The organism is Novosphingobium sp. PhB57 (genome assembly GCF_004342985.1).
Classification (GTDB): Bacteria; Pseudomonadota; Alphaproteobacteria; order Sphingomonadales; family Sphingomonadaceae; genus Novosphingobium.
The window spans coordinates 426,051-443,007 of record NZ_SMBO01000006.1; the positions used below are offsets into that span (position 1 = coordinate 426,051).

Below are 16,957 nucleotides of genomic sequence, written 5' to 3' on the forward strand. Positions count from 1 at the left end.
AGGGAAAGCCGTCAGCCTTCGTCGGCGGAGACCTTCACGATCAGCACTTTCTCGATGCCCTTGTCGAGCCGCTTGATCGGCGGCGCCATCATGGCGGAGAGCCGGGCGACGTTGACGGGCGTATAAGGGGAGGCGTGGAGGCGGGCGAACTCGATGGCGGCGGCCAGCGAGGCGGCCCGAAGTTCGGGCATGCGCTTCGCCAGTTCCGCGGCGTTCGCAGCGGATTTCGTCTTCACCGTGATCGAGACGTGGAGCACGCCGTCCAGACGGCCGCTGTCCACGATCGGGGCGTCGATCGGCTCCATCACCACGAAAGAGGGATCGGGCGGGGGCAGGGGGTCCGGCTTCTTGGCTTCGGCCAGGGCCGGCGTCGTCACCGCCGTGGCCGCGAGGCTCGCGGCCAGCAGCGCTGCAAGCCGGGCGGCAAGCTTAGCGGCTCTGGGGGAACGGGCGGAACGCGGCATCGAAGACTCCAGATCGGGCCGACCAGGACGGACCGCCCGGCGGCTTGTTCCTCTATAATAGAACGAAACCCCAGGAGTCAGGTTAAGATGAGTGACGATCGGCGCCCGGCGAAAGTCAGGGTCTTCTCTTCCGGAACGCCGGACGGGAACGCCTCCTCCTCGCCGCAGGCCGGTGGAGCAGCCGGTAATGGTGTGCCCAACCCGGGACGCCGCCGCACCGATGCACCGCAGATAAGTGCAGGTGAGGCGCTCCCCACGGCGACCGGCAAAAGCGGCGGTGCGCTCTGGGTGGCTCTGGCGGTCCTGTTGTTCCTGATCGGCAGCGCGCTGGGCGGCGTGCTCTTTGCGACCTCGGTCCTGTTTCCCGGAGCCCTGCTGTGATCCTTACCCGTCTGCTGGCCACGGCCGCACTCGTCCCCGGCGCGGCGCTGCTCGCTGCCCCGGCGGCGTCGCCGCCTGCCACCCCGCTGGCCTCATTGCCTGCTTCTGCGGCCGCTTCTTCCCCTGCTCCTGCCCCTGCTCCTGCCACGCAGGCGTCGCTGACGCCGCCGGGCGCTGCTGCGCCGAAGGCGGCCTTGCTGCCGCCCGCACCGCGCCTGCCCGGCTTCGCCGCCGATCTCGCGCAGCAGCCCGCGATCGTGGGACCGGCCGCCTGGACCCGGCTTTCCGACGCCGACGCCTGGACCCGACTGGCGCGCGTGCCGCGCCCCGAACGGCAGCAGGCGCGCTGGAACTACGCGCGCAGCCTGATCGGGCAGGAGCGCGGGGGCGAGGCCTTCGGCGTGCTCGAAGTGATGCGGCAGGACGATCCGGACCTGGTCATGGTCGATACCTTCCGCCTGGCGCAAGGCGCGACGTTGACGCTCCTGGGCCGCTATCCCGAAGCACTGTCCGCGCTGGGCGCGCCCGGGCTCGGTACCAATCCCGAGGCCTGTGCCTGGCGTCTGCGGGCGCTGGCCCAGAGCGCGCTGGGGGAACAGGCGCTGCAGCAGCTCGATTGCGCAAGGTCCGCGCTCAAGACGCCGCGGCCCAAGGCCTTCGTGCTCGCGGCGGCCCGCGCCGGCGTGGAAGGCGGGGCGCCGGACAAGGCGCTGCAATGGCTGGCGCCGCTGCCTGACCGCGATCCGGCGGCCAATCTCTATCGCGGCCGCGCCGAGCTGGCACAGGGCCATGCCGACCAGGCCCGCCTGCGCTTCGCCCGCGTCGAGCGCTCGGGCACGATGGAGCAGCGCATGGACGCGCGCCTCAGCGAGATCGAATCCGAAGTCGCTCACAAGACGGTCGGCCCCGAAGCGGCGCTCAAGCGGCTCGACGCGATCCGCTATGCCTGGCGGGGCGATGCCATCGAGGAGCGTGCCCTGCGCCTCACTTACCGGCTCTACGATGCGCGGGGCGACTTGTCCGGCGCGCTGGCGGCGGGGGCGGCCCTGTTCCGCTACCACGATGCGACGCGGCAGGGGGCGGACTTCCTGCCCGGCCTCCGGACCAAGCTGACGACCGCGCTGGACCCTGCGCGCAAGCTGCCGCTGGACAAGGCGGCCGGGCTCTATTGGGATTACCGCGACATCGCACCGGGCGGCGCCGAGGGAGACCTCATGGCCAGCCATCTTGCCGAGCGGCTCCAGCAGGCTGGGCTCTACGAACGTGCAGGCGACCTGCTCACCTACCAGCTTTTCGTGCGGGCGGGCGATCTTGCCCGCGGGCCGCTCTCGGCGCGGGTGGCGACGCTGTTCATTCTGGCGGGCCGCCCGGACCGCGCGCTGGAAACCTTGCGCAAGTCGGACGATCCCTCGTTCCCCGATGCCATGATCGCCGCGCGCAAGCGCGTGGAGGCCGCCGCGCTCAGCCAGATCGGCCGTATCGACGAGGCCATGGCCGTGCTTCAGGACGTGCCCGATGCGGATACCCTGCGCGCCGAGATCCTGTGGAAGCAGCGCGACTGGTCCCGCTATGCCGAGGCTTCGGCCGGTGGACTGCCCAAGGGCCGGGCGCTGGACGAAGTGGCGCAGGCCGTCGTGCTGCGCCATGCCATCTCCCTGGCCATGCTGGGCCGCGAGGAAGGCCTTGCCGGCCTCCATGCACGCTATGCCGCGGCCTTCCAGGGGCTGCCTTCCGCGCCCGTCTTCGAGATGCTGACCGGGCGTCCGGCAGAAAGCAATGGGCCGCAACTGGCGCGGGCCATGGCGGCCATGCCCTCGGCCAGCCCGGCGGGCGACTTTGCCGACCTGCTGGAGCGCGCACCCGGAAGCGCCGCGCCCAAGGGCTGACCGGCGCCGGGGGCGCGCTGCAAGCCGGCCCCGGCCTTGTCGAACGGAGCTTCGTCGAACGGAGCTTTGCCGAACGGAAAAGGGCGCCGGGATCGAGATCCCGGCGCCCTTTCTCATGCGCTGCGCTGCCGCCCGGTGCTTATTTGAGGAACTGGGCCAGCGACATCGAATTGAGCTGGGCGAAGACCGAATAGCTCGCTTCCAGGATGGTCTGTCGCTGCGTGATGTCGATCGCGACCTGGCCGAGATCGGCGTCTTCCACCGAACCGATCACTTCCTTGAACAAGTTGATCCGGTCGTCCGCGCGGTCGGTCAGATTGTCGATCTTGTTCTGGTTGCGGCCATTGGTGGCGTTGACGTTGCGCAAGTCGGTGACGCCGGTGTCCAGCTGCGCCAGCGCATCGGTGATGGCCTGCTTCTGCGTATCCGTCAGCTTCTCGCCGAAGGGGCCGGCCTCGGCCAGGGTGCGGAACGCGGGGATCAGGTTGGTGGCGACGTCGCTGGCGCCGATGCCGTATTCAAGCTCGATGTTCTCGCCCACGCGGGTCGACTGGCGCACGTCGTCGTTGGCGAAAGCGTCCGCGGCGTCGAGGCCGACGGTGTCCTGCAGCGTCTTGGGCAGGAACGGGGAGCCCGAGGTCTGCGAGCCGGCGAAGAGGGGAATGCCGCCTTCGTTGGCGTTGAGCGCGGTGCGCAAGTCACCAAAGGCGCTTTCGATGGCGGCCTGAAGCCCGGGCGAATCCCCGGTGCCGATTGCGCTCAGAAGCTGGGTGCTGAGATCCGACAGCGAGGAATCGACCTGGTTGAGGTTGGCATCGTAGAGCGACAGCGTGGTCGAGACCCGGCCGGCATTGTCCTTGTACGATTCCTGCTGCGCCAGCATCGACCTGGCCGAAAGCGTACGCACGGCATCGAGGCCGAGGCCGGCATAGTCGGTGGCCTTCTTGCCCGACGTCAACTGCAGCTGGCTGGTGGCAAGGTTCTCCTGCGAGCGCGTGATGGCGCTGGCAAGCGTGCGCTGCAGGGGGATGGTGGCTACGCGGGTCATCTTCGTATCCTCTCTCTAACTCAGCGGAGCATGCCGATCAGGGTGTCGTACATGTCCGAGGCCGTGGTCATCACGCGTGCCGCGGCCGAATAGCTGTTTTGCAGGATCACCATCTGCGCGAGTTCCTCGTCGACATTGACGCCGGAGAAGGAATCGCGGCGGTCGAGCGCGTCGCTCAGCCGCGAGGAGGCGTCGTTGTAATTGGTCAGCGCCAGCGAGGCCTGCGAACCGGCGCTGCCGAGCAGGCGGTTGGCGAAAGTGCCGATGGTGAGGCTGCCGTCCTTGCCGAAATCGACCGCGCCGGAAAGCGCGTCGACGAAGCCGGAGACATTGCGGATGTCGCCTGAGCCGATGGCCTTTTCGCCCACCGCGGCCGTCAGCTGGAGCTGGGCCAGTGGCAGCCGCGTGGTATCCGCCAGCAGGCTGGCGGGCACTTCGGCCGAAGCGAGGCCGCTCGCCGCGCCGGTCAGACCCGAAAGCGAGGAGAAGGACAGGCCGGTGCCGTTCCGGTCGGTCGAATCCGAAGGGATCGAGATCGTCGAGCCCGAGCTTGCCGCATTGGTGTTGAACTGGATGCGGCCGCGGTCGTCGAGTTCGAAGCTGCCATAGGCGGAAAGCGGGCTGGCGTTGAGTTCGCCCACCAGGTCGCCCCAGGTCGATCCGGTGGAACCGGTGAGGGTATATTGGGTCAGGACCTTGCCGGTGGGATCGCGCAGGACGATCTGTGCGGTCTCGCCGGTGCCGAAGCCGTGGGGATCGCTGGCGGTGAAGCCTGAAGGCGCCAATGCGCTCGTGTCCGAGCGGATCAGGTTGTTGAGGCCGAAGAACTGCGAGAAGCCCACGCCGGCGCGGTCGCTCGGGCTGTCGGGGTCCTGGGCGATGGCGATGCCGTTCGCGCTCGATGCGGCGCCGATCGACAGGACGCCGTTGGTGAAGCTGGCGGTGCCGTTAGGCGAGAGGCCGGCGTTGATCGCGGCGATGGCGTCATCGACGGTGGCCGTGGGGCCCAGCGCATCGAAGTCGACAGTCGTCTTGGAAACCAGCGTGCCGTCCTTGCCGACGACCGCGAACGTGGCCTTCCCGGTGAAGCCCAGGCGGTCCGTGCCGATCAGGCCGTTCGGCTCGCCGGTCATCGTGTTCGGCGGGGGCAGGGTGGTGCCCGCGTTGGAAACCTTGTTCAGCGTCTCGGCAAGCCCGCTGAACAGCTGGCCCAGCTGTTCCGAGAAATTGGGCAGCGCGCGGTCGCGGATGTCCAGCAGTCCGCCCAGCTTGCCGCCGACGGCGGTGGAATCGATCTTCTCGCCGGTGGAGGCGCCCATCACGCCGCTGTCGGACGCGAAGCGGATGTCGATCGCCGGATAGGTCGCCTGGGAGGACGCGGCGCCGGAGGGGTAGCTGAGCTGGCGCAGGCGCTTGTCGAGCAGGACCTGGCCCGAGGCGGTGTCGATGGTCACGCGGCCGTCGCTCTGTTCGCGCACGGTCACGTCGACGAGGCCGCTGAGTTCCTCCAGCGCGGACATGCGCTCGTCGGCCGGGCCGGACACGCTCTTGCCCAGACCCTGGAGCCGGGCGACTTCGCTGTTGAGGTCGTGGATCTTCTTGAGGAGCACGTTCGTGCGCTCGACCGTGTCGGAGACTTCGCTCTCGACATCGGCCTGAAGGTTGGAGACGTCGCCCCGGAGCTGGTTCAGGCTGTCGATGGTGTCGGACACGTTGCCGGTGAACAGCGCGATCGACTGCGCCGAGCCCTGGAGGCTGGCGATCTGCGACACCGACGTGGAAAGGGCGGTCAGCCTCGACGCGATGCCGGACTTGGAATCGGTGGCGCCGAGCAGCGACTGGAGACGGTCGAGGTAAGTGGCAGCCGCCTCGCTGCGCCCGGCGTTGCCCGCGCGCTGGTAGACGGCGTTCTCCAGGAACTTGTCCGCCACGCGCGAGGGTTCGCCGACCACGACCCCGTTGACCTTCCCTCCGGCCACTGCCGTGGAGAGCGTCGGCTTCTGGCGGGCGTAGCCCACCGTGCTGACGTTGGCGATATTGTTGGAGACCGTCTGCATTCCGGCTTGCGAGGCCGAAAGGCCGGACATGGCGGAATTGAGTATCTGGTTGAGGGACACGGTGCTGGTCTTCCTGAAAATATCGCCGGGAGAGGGAAGGTCTTGAGGGTAAGGGCCGAGATCAGCGCTTCAGGTTGCTGACTTCCTGAAGCATGTCGTCGACCGTGGTGATGATCTTCGACGAGGCGCTGTAGGCGCGCTGGAAGAGGATCATGTTCGAGAACTCGGCCGCCAGATCGACGTTCGAGGCTTCCAGCGTACCGGCCGAGATCGAGCCGCCGCCAAGGGCGCCGGGCTGGTTGATCGCGACGTTGCCCGAAGTGGCCGAGGCGACGTAGGCATTGCCGCTGATGCGGGTCAGGCCGTCCGGGTTCTGGAAGGTGGCGATCGGCAGCTGGTAGATCGCGCGGGTCGTGCCGTCGTCGAAGACGGCGCTGACGATGCCCGTGTCCGAGATTTCCACCGAGGACACGGTGCCCAGCACGCCGCCGTTGACGCTCGACGAAAGCAGGGCGGAATCGCTGCCGAACTGGGTCAGGCCGTCAAGGCCGCCGTTGGTGCCGAGGCCGAGGGTGATCGGCGTCGATCCGGCGCCATTGGCCCAGCCGATGTCCAGGTTGGCAAAGAGCGAGGGGTCCGAACCGGCCAGGTCGAGGCTGCCGTCGGGGTTGAACTTCACCACGCCGCTGGCGAGGACGCCATCGGTGATGCCGGTGCCGTTCGAGCTGGTGATTTCGCCGGGCGTGCCGGAGATTTCCGCAACCCACTCGTTGGGGCCGGTCTTGACGAAGTTGAAGGTCAGGCTGTGCGAGGTGCCCTGCGCGTCATAGACTTCCATCGGGCGGGAGAACTGCTCCGCGACCGCGCCCGATGCCATCGAGCCGCGCACGTAGCCTGCACTGCCGCCCGCCAGTTCGGCGGCCGTCGAGTCCAGGTTGGTGCGCATGGAAATCTTGGTGGTGGGCTGGGCGGCGCCGGTCAGCGAATTCGGCTTGATCGGCTCCAGCGAGTTCATGCTGCCGTTGTTGGTATAGCTGCCGTTGGCGTCGAGCGGCCAGCCGGTCAGGTAATAGCCGGCCGTGTTGCGCAGATAGCCGTCGGCATCGGGCGTGAAGGAGCCGGCGCGGGTATAGGAAATCTGGCCGCTGGTATCCGAGCTGGAGCGCACGACGAAGAAGCCGGCGCCGTCGACGCCGATGTCGGTCAGGCTGCTCGAAGCCTGGAGCAGGCCCTGCTTCGAGATGAGCGCCTTGGGCGCGGCGGTGACGCCGCCGGCCGAATAGCTGCTCTTCATCTTGCCATCGGTGACGAGCGTCTGGAACTGGGCGGAAACGCCCTTGTAGCCGATGGTGTTGACGTTGGTAATGTTGTCCGCGACGGTGGCCATGGCGCTCGCCTGCGCGCCGAGGCCGGAAACGCCGGCGTAAAGAGCTGAATAAAGGCTCATTTCATTCTCCTGTGCGTGTCGGCCGGGAAAAGTGGCGTACCGGCCACCGAACAGAGGCATTGTAGGAAGAATGGCGCGGCCCGCGTTCGCAGGCGCACGAAAATTTATGACGCTTCGCCACGGACCTGTCTCAGTCATCCTATAACTGATGCAGATGTCTTGGGGGCAATTGACATGACACTTCGTATTTCGCTTCGCAACGGAGAGCCGGTGATCGTGAACGGCGCGGTTCTGCGCGCCGTCGGCCGCACCGATCTCGTCGTGGAGAACGAGGCCACCATCCTGCGCGGACGCGACGTCATGAAGCCGGAGGAAGCGACTTCTCCGGCTCGGCAGCTCTATTTCGCCTGCATGATGGCCTATATAGACCCGGCCGACCTTTCGCGGCACCAGCAGGTGCTGCTGGCCCGGCTGGAAGCGCTGATGCTGGCGCTGGAGACCGCGGAGGCCAAGGCCGTCTGCATCCGCTTCGCCCAGAAGGTGGCGACCGGCCAGTTCTATAATGCCCTGGCCGACTGCCGGTGGCTGATCGGCTACGAATCCGACGCGCTTTCGCGCATCGTGGTGGCGCCGAAGCCGGCACCCGCGGAACCTGCACCGGCGGTGGAAGCCGCGCCCGTCGTGGAGGTGGCCTCGGCCATCGCGGCCACGCCGGCCGCCTGACGCGAAGAAGCGCTCCTCCGATGGCCAGTCTCGCCGCCGCCGCTGCAGGTCTTCGCCTGCTTACCCCCGACCAGCGCTATGGCCGGGTCGTGGCCGTGCGCGGCGCCCTGATCGAGGTCGAGGGCCTTTCGGGCGCGGCGCAGATCGGCTCCCGCGTGACGCTGAATTCGCCGACCGGACAAGTCGAGGCGGAAGTCACCGGACTGGACCGGGGCATTGCACACTGCATGCCGTTCAGCGAGCCGCAGGGCATCGCCTCCGGATCGCGCGCAGACCTTTCCGCCAGCCAGTTCGCCTTGCGCCCATCGAGCGCCTGGCTCGGTCGCATGGTGGACGGCCTCGGCCGCCCGGTCGACGGCAAGGGGCCGCTTGAACAGGGCGCCCTGCTGCGCAAGATCAAGGCATCACCGCCGCCCGCTTCGGCGCGTGCGCGCGTGGGCTCGCGGCTTTCCACGGGCGTTCGCGCGCTCGATCTGTTCGCGCCGCTGTGCCGCGGCCAGCGGCTCGGCCTGTTTGCAGGCTCGGGCGTGGGCAAGTCGGTGTTGCTGTCGATGCTGGCGCGCTGGACCGAGTGCGATGTCGCCGTGATCGGTTTGATCGGCGAGCGCGGGCGCGAGGTTCAGGAATTCGTGCAGGACGACCTCGGCGAGGAAGGCCTGGCCCGCAGCGTCGTGGTGGTCGCCACTTCCGACGAGCCCGCCCTGATGCGCCGCCAGGCGGCATGGACCACCTTGACCGTGGCCGAACATTTTCGCGACCAGGGGCTCAATGTCCTGTGCCTGATGGACTCGGTCACCCGCTTCGCCATGGCGCAGCGCGAGATCGGCCTGGCCAGTGGCGAGCCGCCAGCGACCAAGGGCTACACGCCCACCGTTTTCGCCGAACTGCCGCGCCTGCTGGAACGCGCCGGGCCCGGGCTTCCGGGGCAGGGCGCGATCACCGGCCTGTTCACCGTGCTTGTCGACGGCGACGATCATAACGAGCCGGTGGCGGACGCCGTCCGCGGCATTCTCGATGGTCACATCGTCATTACCCGCCAGATTGCGGAACGCGGGCGCTATCCCGCGATCGACGTGCTCAAGTCCGTCTCGCGAACCCTGCCGCACTGTTTGGGCGAGGAGGAAAACCATATCCGCCTGGCCGCCCGTCGCGAGATGGCGACGTACAAGGACATGGAAGAAATGGTCCGCCTCGGTGCCTATCGCGCCGGGTCGAGCGCGGAAGTGGATCGCGCCGTGGCGCTGGCGCCGCGCATCGAAGACCTGCTCAAGCAGGGCAAGCAGGATCGCGGTTTCGCGCAGGAGAGTTTCGACGCACTGGCGGCGCTGATGGAGGTCCCGGATGAAGACACCCTATGACGCCGCGCTGCGCGTGCAGCAGCGTGAGATCGACGAAATGAGCGCAGCGATCAGCAACCAGTCCGGTGTGCTGGGCGAAGTGGAAAAGGCGCGGGACCGCGTGGCCGTGTCGATGAGCCGCGAGGCCGATCTGGCGGCCGGCGATCTGGCGGTCTGCTCGCACGCCTATCTCCAGCGCATGCGCGGCGAGCGCCGGCTGCTGACGGTCCGCCAGGTGCAGCTCAAGGCCCGGCTCGACGAGCTGCGCGATCAGGCGGTCGATGCTTATGGCACGTTCCGCGCCATCGAGACGGCCGCGGACGGCTACCGGCAGGACGCCGAGCGGGTGCTCGCCAATGCCGAGCAGGCCGGGATCGACGACTTCGCCGCCATGTCCTTCATCAAGGCCCGCCGCGCCGTTCGGCGCGAGACCTCGTGATGATCGAGGGCGCAACCGCTCATGGCGCTCAGGCCGGCAGCCTCCAGGGCATGACACCGGCGCAGAAGGCGCAGCTGATCTACAGCCAGGCCCGCAGCGAACTGTCGGGCCGGCTCTGGCGTGCGGCGCTGGGCGGAGAAGACGACACGCAGTCGAGAGGACTGGCCGACAAGCGTTCCGACCCGCTGGGACTGGATGGTTTGCTCACCCTGCTGGATGAACGCACCAGAGCGGCGAGCGGACAGGCCTCCGTGGCCGATCCGGCCATGCCCAAGGCTCCGGTGGAGGATCCGTCCTGCGGATCGGCTGCCGGCGGCTGGGACCGCGAGGCGCGGCGCGACAGCGGCGAGGGCAGGGGCGGCCGCAACGATGACGCAAGCCGCGCCCTGGCCATGCAGGAAGGGCCCAATGCCCGCTACGCCGGTACGCTCGGCACGGCGGCTTCGCGCACCGGCATTCCGGCGGCGGCACTCGCCACGATCGTGAATGCCGAGGCGGCGAAAGGCTCCGACGGCCGTTGGCTCCCTTATTCGCGCAACCCGCGATCCAGCGCCGCCGGGCTCGGCCAGTTTCTCAACCGGACCTGGGAAGGGCAGGCAGAGCGCCAGGGTACCTGGCTTCATGCCATGGCCCAGCAGAACGGCTGGCTCAACGAGCGCGGGCACGTTCGCGGCGAGAGCCGCGGTGCCTTGCTGGCGCTGCGCTACGATCCCCAGGCCGCGATCGAGACGATTGCGGACTATGCCCGCACCAACCTGGACGCCTTGCGCGGGTCGGGCGTGCGGATCGGCGGAGACGTGGTCGAAGTCGCGCAGGCAGCTTATCTCGGCCACCATCTCGGCCTGGGCGATGCGGTGCGTTTCCTGAAGGGCGGGCTCTCTCCAGACCGTGCGCGCACCCTGCTCAATGCGCAGGTGGGCACCGCCAGTGCGAATCGCCGCATCGAAATGGCGGGCAGCGCAACCGCTGCGCACCGTTCTTGGCTGCTCGATTATGTCGGCCGCAACATCCGTCCGGACCGTTTCGCCGGCTGATATTACGGCAAAATGCACTTGGTTCCCGACGAAGTGAAAAAATTTATAGGAAATATAGGAAACAAGTTTATAGGATTAACCTCGCGTTCAGAAATTCACGAGACAACAGGTCTTGTTGAAGTGGAGCAGCGGCGATGGGCGCCCGAGGCTCCTCTCTAACCGGGGGTTCAACATGTCGAAGATCACAATCGCTCTGGAAGCCGCGGTCGCCGCCGTCAGAGCGAACATGCCGGCCGATGGCCAGCCGCAGTCCGCACGTCAGCGCGTGCTCGTGGACCGCGCCTTCGCGCAGATCATCAAGCTGATCGCGCCGCGCATCCGCCACTTCATCCGCCAGTACGGTCTGGTCGCCCATTGGGACGACGCCGAGCAGGTATGCGCCATCGCGGTGCACCGCGGCATCCAGGCCTACGATCCCGAAAAGGCGCAGTTCACCACTTTCGTGAACTGGCAGATCCGCGGCGAGCTGCAGAGCCTGCGCTTCCGCCTGATGACTGACCAGCGTCCTTCCGCCAAGAAGGTCGAGGCGGTCACTGTATCGCTCGACGCGATCGCCGGGGGCGAGGACGGCGAGGGTCAGTCGATCGTGGCCTCCATCGAGGACGAGGATGCCCTGGGCCGCACGGAATCGGGCGCTTCGGACTATCTTGCCCGTCAGGCCATGGCCTCGCTGACCGACAGCTATGTCGATCACTTGCGCAACATCGGCGTGGAGCGCATCCGCCGCAAGGCTCAGCCCAAGAAGGCGCCCCGTGCCGAGGCCGGCACGCGCCGCTCGGTCTGGCGCACCGGAAAGTCCATGCTCGATCCCACCGAACTGGCGGAACTGGAAGAGCGCCTGGAGCACAACCGCAAGGTCGTGGAAGGCCGTCTCTTCGAGATGACCGCGCTCGAGACGGCGGACGATGAAAACAGCGTGGCCAAGGAGCGCGTGCGCCAGATCGCCAAGCGCGCCGCCAAGACCATGAGCGACCTGGCCGTGGCCGATCCGCGTTTCACGATGATGGCGGAATACCGCCAGTCGATGCTGGCGCCGGCCGCCGCGCACTGAGCGCGCCGGCGCGACCTGGGGCGCCGCCGCCGGGAAATGCGCGTACCGCGCGTGTCCCGGCCTGATCCAGAGACTTCGCAGCGGCCTTGTAATGCGGGGCCGCTGCACCCCCCGCTCCACCCGGCGCAAGGGGCTTTTTCATCGTTGCCGGGTGTGCTTTGAAGCTGCCAGGAAAATTGGACAGGGCTGAGGGCGAAAACCGGGATCCGGTCGCCTGCGGTTGCGGTCATTATCCTATAATGGACCGCTACTTCGGGAGATCGTGATGAGTGCCTGCCTGTTCGACCCGGTCCGCAAGGACTGGAATTTCGGTCCGCAATCCTGGCGCGCCCGCGCGCTGCTGGGCATGATGGGCGGCGGTCTGCTGCTCGTCGGACATACCGGCACTGCCCATGCCGACGGCATGCTGGAAACCGCGGTCGGCGCGCCGGAAGGGCTGACCATCAAGGGCGAAGTCCGCGCCCGCGTCGAAGGGATCGACGGACAGTTCCGTCCCACCGCGGCCGAGGACGACGCCATGTTCTCCCTCAAGACCTCGCTCCTGGTCGAATACGATGGCGGGCCCTGGCGGGTCGGCGGCGAACTCTGGGACGCCCGCGCCTATGGCGAGAAGTCCAATTCCTCCGCGGGCACCGGCGAAGTCGATGCACTGGAAATGGTCCAAGCCTATGTCGGGCTGGACTTCGGCATGGGCGGCGGTTCCAAGGCGCAGCTCACGGCGGGTCGTTTCACGATGAACCTGGGATCGCGCCGCCTGGTGGCGCGCCAGTCGTTCCGCAACAGCACCAATGCCTTCACCGGCGTCAATTTCCAGTGGAAGGGCCGCGGCGGAGACCAACTGACCCTGCTCTGGACGATGCCGCAGCTGCGCCTGCCGGATGATTCCGAAGGCATCCACGACAATTCGGTGAAGCGTGACGAAGAGACCACGGACCTCCAGTTCTATGGCGGCTCGCTGACCAAGGCCGGCGTGTTCGGCGGCTCTCTGGAAGTCTACGGCTATGGTCTGGCGGAACGCGACAGCGCCGACCGGCCGACCCGCAACCGCCACATCTTCACGCCGGGCCTGCGTGCCTATCGCGCGCCGAAGGCTGGCCATCTGGACTACGATGTCGAGGGTGCCTACCAGTTCGGCCGCACCCGGGCGACGACCGCGCCCACCGACCGGGCCGACCTGGACGTCTCGGCCTACTTCATCCACGCCGAAGCGGGCAACACCTTCGCCGGCGGATGGAAGCCGCGCGTCTCGCTCGACTTCGACATCGCCAGCGGCGACCGTTCCAAGGCGGGGACCTACAACCGCTTCGACACGCTGTTCGGCGCCCGGCGGTTCGATTTCGGCCCGACCGGGCTCTACGGCGCGGTTGGCCGCTTCAACACGATTTCGGGCGGCGCGCGGCTTGAAGTGAAGCCGGACAAGAAGTCCGACGTGATGGTGATGTACCGCGCGCTCTGGCTGGATTCCAAGACCGATGCCTTTTCCAACACCGGCGTGAAGGACGTGTCCGGGCGGAGCGGCAGCTTTGCCGGCAACCAGGTGGAAGCCCGCTATCGGCGCACCCTGATCCCGGACGTGCTGCGGGTCGACACGGGCGTGGCCTATCTCGCCAAGGGCGGCTTCCTCAAGAACGCGCCCAATGCCCCGCAGACCGGCGACACCCGATACGGCTACGTGGATCTCTATTTCGACTTCTGAAGAATAACCGGCGTACCCTGTGGACCTGCCCCGTCCGGCCTCTCTCCTGAGCCGGGCGGGGCATCCCTGGTATCGCGAAAGCCGCCGCCCGGGCATCCGAGATGCGCGGCGGACTTTCGAAAGGCCCGGTCAATCCATCGGCACGAGGCCCGCCGCAAAGGCGATGCGCAGCACTTCGGAAAGGCTGCGCACCTGCAGCTTTTCCATCAGCTTGGCGCGGTAGATTTCCACCGTGCGCGGGCTGATGTCGAGCGCATGGGCAATGATCTTGTTCGATTGCCCGTCGATCAGGCCCTTGAGCACGTCCAGCTCCCGCGGCGAAAGCTGCTCCAGCAGCGAGATCGCCTTTTCCTTGCGCCGCTCTTCCGCGGTCGAGACGGCCTGCTGGGTGAAAGCGGATTCCACCGCGTTCATCAGCTTGAGATGGTCGCAGGGCTTTTCGATGAAGTCGATCGCACCGAGCTTCATCGCCTGCACCGCCACGGAGACGTCGCCTTCCCCCGTGAGCACGATCGGCACGAAACGGGTCGGCCGCCCGCCCACCGTGCTGAGCACTTGCAGCCCTGACGCCCCCGGCATCTGCAAATCCAGCAGCAGGCAGCCCGGCTCCAGCAAGGGCGCCGCTTCCAGGAAGCTGTCCCCGGAATCGAAGCAGCTGATCCGGCTCTCCCCGATCATCGACAGCAGATATTCGAGCGAAGTGCGTACGGCCAGGTCGTCGTCGACGATATAGATGCGCCGCGACGTCATCCTGCCCTGAGCTCCAGCTCGCTGTAGCTGGGCAGCGTGAATTCGACCGCCGCGCCCCCATCGGGGACGTTCCGCAAGGAGAAGCGCCCGCCATGCGCTTCCACGATGCGGCGGCAGATCGACAGACCAAGCCCCATGCCCGTCGTCTTGGTAGACGAAAAGGCCTCGAAGGGGCGGTTTATGATGGCTTCGGGCAAGCCCGGGCCGTTGTCGATAACACTGATCATGATGTGGCCATCGTTCAGTTGGCGGGTTGAAAGAGTGATTTCCGGCAGCCTGTCGTTGAGGCCCGCGAGCGCGTCGAAGGCGTTGTTGAGGACGTTCACCAGCACCTGCTGCATTTGGATGCGATCGGCAAGGATGGATGGAGCCACGACACTGGGGCGATAGCTGAGACGGACCCCCGGTACCCGGCTGCGCGAGCGCGCAAGCTGCAGGGTTTCGGCGATCACTTCGTCCAGCGGCTCGGCGCGAATTTCCAGCTCGCCCTTGGAAACGAAGGCGCGCATGCGGCGGATGATGGAGCCGGCGCGCAGCACTTCCTGGCGCGCCAGTTCCAGCATGCAGCGCACCTGCTCGGGATCGCCGCCGCGCGCCATCGCCAGGTCGATGGCGCCCAGCAGATTGGAAGTGGCGGTCAGCGGCTGGTTCAGCTCATGCGCCAGGCCGGCGCCCATCTCGCCCATGGCGCTGACCCGCGAGGCGTGGAGCACCTGCTCGCGCAGTTCATTGAGGCGGGCCTGGGTGGCCATCTGCTCGCGCAAGTTGCGGATGAAGGCGATGGCGATCCGCTCGTTGCCCACATTGGCCGCGCCCACCGCGATTTCGATCGGCAGTTCGTTGCCGTTGCGGTCGAGGCCGGCGGTGATGCTGGTGATGGCGGGATTGCCCTGGCCGGGCAGCGCCGGGTCGGTGGACGGCCGGACATAGCGCGGCAGCAGCAGGCGCACGTCCTTGCCCAGGACTTCGGCCGCGGCATAGCCGAACAGCGTTTCGGCCGTGGTCGAGAACGAGCGGATCTGCCCGCCCCCGTCGATGGTGATCATCGCCTCCGGCACGGTTTCCAGGATCGAGCGCAGTTCGGATTCGCGCGATTTCAGCATTTCGGCATGCTGTTCGCGCTGGGTCGCATCCATGACGATGCCGATCATCGACACATCGTTCTCGCCTGGGCCGCGGTGGATATGCGCGGTTCCCTCGACGACTTTGACGACGCCTGCCTCCACCGCGACCAGGCGGAAGCCGTAGCGGCCCGCGCTCCAGGCTTCGGGCGGGCCGGGCATGCGGAAGGAGGTTCCGAACGTCTGGCGCAGATGGCGTTTCCAGGCGTCGATCCCGCCGTCGAACAGGCCGGGCTCCAGCCCGAACAGGCGCTCGGCATGGCCGTGAAAGACGAAGCGGTCCGTGGCAAGCGACCATTCGAAGATGCCGAGTTCGTGGAGGTCCACCGCCAGCGAGAGGCGCGCGTCGCTGGCGAGCATGGCGTGTTCGGCGCGGGTGCGGGCGGTGATGTCGGTCATGGCGTGAACCACCATGGGCGCGATGTCGGAGCGCGGCTGCACGGCCTGGCTGCTGTGCAGGACGCGCAGCATGGTGCCGTCCTTGCGATAGGCGGTCACTTCGCGCTCCTGCCGGGCGCCGGCGAGCAGCGCCTCGATGTCGCTGGTGGCGATCGGCGGGGTGCCGGTGAGCTTCTGCTGGAAGCGGCCGAGCGCCTGCTCCGAGGTCCAGCCGTAAAGGCGCTCGCAGCCGGCCGACCAGCGCAGGATCCTGCCGTCGACATCGGTGATGGCGACGGGGGCGGAATCGAGGGCGAGGTTCACGGCCCAGCGGGCGCCGCTCTCGCGGGCGATGCGCATCCAGGCCCAGGCGATCAGGCCGCAGGACAGGGCCACCTGGGCCACGGCCTGGACGATCTCGATCATCTCGGTAGAGACCGCTCCCGAGCGCTCGACCCAGAAATGCGCCAGGGCCGAGACGACCGGCAGGGAGACGCAGAGCAGCAGGCAGGCCTGGAGAGTGGCGGAGCCGAACCCGCAATCGGGTTGCCGCGGCCAGGCGCTCTGGCGGCGCAGTGCGATGAGGCCCACCGCGAGCAGGCAGATGGTCACGGCCGTCGGCACGGACATGAGCGCGTGGCGGGTCTCCGGGCCCGGCGTGCTGATGCCCAGCGGCAGGAGCATGCCCGAAATCGCGGCGACGGCGATGGCGATGCAGGCGAAGACCACGGTGAGACGGCGCAGGGCGCGGCGCGAGGAACCGAGGGAGAGGGCGGAAAGAGCCAGCAGCACGAGGCCGAGCGCGGGCAGCACGCCGGGGCGGCCGGGGTAGGGCCGGGTCTGGTGAAGGACGCTGTCCGCAAACAGCAGGCGGTCCATGCCGAGCGAGACGCCTGCCCATTCCTGGATGAGCGAGGAACATCCTATGACGAGGGGTACGGCCATGGCCCATCGTGCGGCGCTGCGCCGGGAGGCGGCGCCGAGCAGGATACCGATGCCGGTGGCGCTGCAGCCCACGGCCGTCAGCGGCTGCATGAGGAAGCCGTCCGTGCCGATTCCGGCAAGGCCCGGCATGCCGAAAGCCCAGCCGCAAAGGACGATGGCGCAGACAAGTTGGGCCGCGAGGACGAGGGCGGGAATGGCCGGTGCCATCCCGACAGGAAGCGACCCGCCCAAGCGCTGCGGCGGTGGATTCAATTCCTGCA

Annotated in this window: 14 protein-coding genes; 8 read left to right on the forward strand and 6 right to left on the reverse strand. The window is 67.7% G+C overall.

Features of this window, described 5'->3' with window-relative positions:
* Positions 1 to 11: 11 nt before the first annotated feature.
* Positions 12 to 464, reverse strand: a complete 453-nt coding sequence (locus EDF58_RS19630; RefSeq protein ID WP_132268594.1) for a hypothetical protein — start codon at positions 462 to 464, stop codon at positions 12 to 14.
* An 87-nt stretch (positions 465 to 551) separates the two neighbouring features.
* On the opposite strand from EDF58_RS19630, the gene EDF58_RS19635 reads away from it, so the two are divergent.
* Both EDF58_RS19635 and EDF58_RS19640 read left to right on the forward strand, forming a co-directional pair.
* Entirely contained in the window at positions 552 to 845 is a 294-nt protein-coding gene (locus tag EDF58_RS19635; RefSeq protein ID WP_132268596.1) for a hypothetical protein, read from the forward strand.
* Positions 842 to 2,731: a hypothetical protein gene (locus EDF58_RS19640; RefSeq protein ID WP_243654382.1), complete on the forward strand. Its 1,890-nt coding sequence runs from the start codon at positions 842 to 844 to the stop codon at positions 2,729 to 2,731. The genes EDF58_RS19635 and EDF58_RS19640 overlap by 4 nt, the downstream gene beginning before the upstream one ends.
* Before the next feature lie 139 nt (positions 2,732 to 2,870).
* Here EDF58_RS19640 and EDF58_RS19645 read toward each other — a convergent pair whose 3' ends face one another.
* The 3 genes from EDF58_RS19645 to flgE form a co-directional block, all read right to left on the reverse strand.
* On the reverse strand, positions 2,871 to 3,779 hold the full coding sequence (locus tag EDF58_RS19645; RefSeq protein WP_132268598.1) for a flagellin: 909 nt from the start codon (positions 3,777 to 3,779) through the stop codon (positions 2,871 to 2,873).
* A gap of 20 nt (positions 3,780 to 3,799) precedes the next feature.
* Complete coding sequence (gene flgK / locus EDF58_RS19650; protein WP_165921488.1) at positions 3,800 to 5,896, reverse strand: flagellar hook-associated protein FlgK; 2,097 nt, start codon at positions 5,894 to 5,896, stop codon at positions 3,800 to 3,802.
* A gap of 61 nt (positions 5,897 to 5,957) precedes the next feature.
* On the reverse strand, positions 5,958 to 7,283 hold the full coding sequence (gene flgE, locus EDF58_RS19655; protein ID WP_132268599.1) for a flagellar hook protein FlgE: 1,326 nt from the start codon (positions 7,281 to 7,283) through the stop codon (positions 5,958 to 5,960).
* 174 nt (positions 7,284 to 7,457) lie between these two features.
* On the opposite strand from flgE, the gene EDF58_RS19660 reads away from it, so the two are divergent.
* From EDF58_RS19660 to EDF58_RS19685, 6 genes are all read left to right on the forward strand, one after another.
* Complete coding sequence (locus EDF58_RS19660; RefSeq protein ID WP_132268601.1) at positions 7,458 to 7,946, forward strand: flagellar biosynthesis repressor FlbT; 489 nt, start codon at positions 7,458 to 7,460, stop codon at positions 7,944 to 7,946.
* A gap of 20 nt (positions 7,947 to 7,966) precedes the next feature.
* A complete protein-coding gene (gene fliI / locus EDF58_RS19665) occupies positions 7,967 to 9,304 on the forward strand; it encodes a flagellar protein export ATPase FliI (RefSeq protein ID WP_132268602.1) in 1,338 nt (445 codons plus the stop codon).
* Positions 9,288 to 9,722, forward strand: coding sequence for a hypothetical protein (locus tag EDF58_RS19670; protein ID WP_132268604.1), 435 nt, complete (start codon positions 9,288 to 9,290; stop codon positions 9,720 to 9,722). The genes fliI and EDF58_RS19670 overlap by 17 nt, the downstream gene beginning before the upstream one ends.
* The gene (locus EDF58_RS19675) at positions 9,722 to 10,756 is read left to right on the forward strand and encodes a peptidoglycan-binding protein (RefSeq protein WP_132268784.1); all 1,035 of its coding nucleotides are present in this window, start codon (positions 9,722 to 9,724) and stop codon (positions 10,754 to 10,756) included. The genes EDF58_RS19670 and EDF58_RS19675 overlap by 1 nt, the downstream gene beginning before the upstream one ends.
* 172 nt (positions 10,757 to 10,928) lie before the next feature.
* The gene (locus tag EDF58_RS19680; protein WP_132268605.1) at positions 10,929 to 11,807 is read left to right on the forward strand and encodes a sigma-70 family RNA polymerase sigma factor; all 879 of its coding nucleotides are present in this window, start codon (positions 10,929 to 10,931) and stop codon (positions 11,805 to 11,807) included.
* A gap of 265 nt (positions 11,808 to 12,072) precedes the next feature.
* Entirely contained in the window at positions 12,073 to 13,503 is a 1,431-nt protein-coding gene (locus EDF58_RS19685; RefSeq protein WP_132268607.1) for an alginate export family protein, read from the forward strand.
* A 129-nt stretch (positions 13,504 to 13,632) separates the two neighbouring features.
* On the opposite strand, the gene EDF58_RS19690 is transcribed toward EDF58_RS19685, so the two are convergent.
* Positions 13,633 to 14,253: a response regulator gene (locus EDF58_RS19690; protein WP_132268609.1), complete on the reverse strand. Its 621-nt coding sequence runs from the start codon at positions 14,251 to 14,253 to the stop codon at positions 13,633 to 13,635.
* Positions 14,250 to 16,949: a PAS domain S-box protein gene (locus EDF58_RS19695; RefSeq protein WP_165921489.1), complete on the reverse strand. Its 2,700-nt coding sequence runs from the start codon at positions 16,947 to 16,949 to the stop codon at positions 14,250 to 14,252. Before EDF58_RS19695 ends, EDF58_RS19690 begins: the two co-directional genes overlap by 4 nt.
* Positions 16,950 to 16,957 lie beyond the last annotated feature (8 nt).

Excerpts from the sequence above, each read along its gene's own strand:
- EDF58_RS19660 (WP_132268601.1), top strand. The coding sequence starts at position 7,458 with ATGACACTTCGTATTTCGCTTCGCAACGGAGAGCCGGTGATCGTGAAC.
- fliI (WP_132268602.1), top strand. The coding sequence starts at position 7,967 with ATGGCCAGTCTCGCCGCCGCCGCTGCAGGTCTTCGCCTGCTTACCCCC.
- EDF58_RS19690 (WP_132268609.1), bottom strand. The coding sequence starts at position 14,253 with ATGACGTCGCGGCGCATCTATATCGTCGACGACGACCTGGCCGTACGC.
- EDF58_RS19680 (WP_132268605.1), top strand. The coding sequence starts at position 10,929 with ATGTCGAAGATCACAATCGCTCTGGAAGCCGCGGTCGCCGCCGTCAGA.
- EDF58_RS19670 (WP_132268604.1), top strand. The coding sequence starts at position 9,288 with ATGAAGACACCCTATGACGCCGCGCTGCGCGTGCAGCAGCGTGAGATC.
- flgE (WP_132268599.1), bottom strand. The coding sequence starts at position 7,283 with ATGAGCCTTTATTCAGCTCTTTACGCCGGCGTTTCCGGCCTCGGCGCG.
- EDF58_RS19635 (WP_132268596.1), top strand. The coding sequence starts at position 552 with ATGAGTGACGATCGGCGCCCGGCGAAAGTCAGGGTCTTCTCTTCCGGA.
- EDF58_RS19630 (WP_132268594.1), bottom strand. The coding sequence starts at position 464 with ATGCCGCGTTCCGCCCGTTCCCCCAGAGCCGCTAAGCTTGCCGCCCGG.
- EDF58_RS19675 (WP_132268784.1), top strand. The coding sequence starts at position 9,722 with ATGATCGAGGGCGCAACCGCTCATGGCGCTCAGGCCGGCAGCCTCCAG.
- EDF58_RS19685 (WP_132268607.1), top strand. The coding sequence starts at position 12,073 with ATGAGTGCCTGCCTGTTCGACCCGGTCCGCAAGGACTGGAATTTCGGT.
- EDF58_RS19645 (WP_132268598.1), bottom strand. The coding sequence starts at position 3,779 with ATGACCCGCGTAGCCACCATCCCCCTGCAGCGCACGCTTGCCAGCGCC.